General features: G+C 66.1%; 1 protein-coding gene. It reads left to right on the top strand.

Features of this window, described 5'->3' with window-relative positions; genetic code table 11:
- Positions 1-759: molybdopterin cofactor-binding domain-containing protein (locus EOA33_RS37415; protein ID WP_145989585.1), on the top strand; the 759-nt coding region annotated here is incomplete at both ends.

The following is a 759-nucleotide window of genomic DNA, read 5'->3' as shown; positions in this document are numbered from 1 at the left end:
CCACCAAGGGTTCGCCATTGCGCAACGACGGCGATGTCGACACCACTTTCGCCGACACGCCGCGCGAAAAAATCGTCGAGGCCGACTATGCAGTGCCGTACCTGGCGCACGCAACGATGGAGCCGATGAACGCCACGGCGCGGCTGAAGGACGGCGCCCTCGACATCTGGTGCGGCAACCAGGCGCCGACGCTGGTGCGGCAGCTGTGCGCCAACGCGGTCGGCATCGAGCAGGACAAGGTCGCGGTGCACACCACCTTCCTCGGCGGCGGCTTCGGCCGGCGCGTCGAGATGGATTATGCACTGTGCGCGGCGCTGATGGCCAAGGAAGCCGGCGGCCGCCCGGTCAAGGTGACCTGGACGCGCGAAGAGGACATGCGCCACGACGCCTACCGCCCCGCGGCAATCGGCAAGTTCCAGGCGCGGCTCGGCGACGATGGCCTGCCGGTCGCCGTCGAAATGAAGATATCGTCGCCATCGATGATCGCCAGCACCTTGCGGAGGCTGTTTCCGTCGCTATCGGCAATGGGGCCGGACAAGACCATCGTCGACGGCGCGTACGACCAGCCCTACACGATCCCGAACTACCGGGTGAGCGGCATCGCCGCGCCCGTCTCCATTCCCGTCGGTTCGTGGCGATCGGTCGGCAGCTCGATCAACGGCTTCTTCCATGAAGGCTTCATGGACGAGATCGCGGCCGCTGGGAAAACCGATCCGGTCGAATTGCGCAAGAAGCTGATGGCCGCTTATCCGTCGGCGG

It is taken from the genome of Mesorhizobium sp. M4A.F.Ca.ET.050.02.1.1 (assembly GCF_003997725.1).
In the GTDB taxonomy this organism is placed as follows: Bacteria; Pseudomonadota; Alphaproteobacteria; order Rhizobiales; family Rhizobiaceae; genus Mesorhizobium.
The sequence above is the reverse complement of the archived record's forward strand: the minus strand, read 5'-3'. Positions and strand labels throughout refer to the sequence as shown.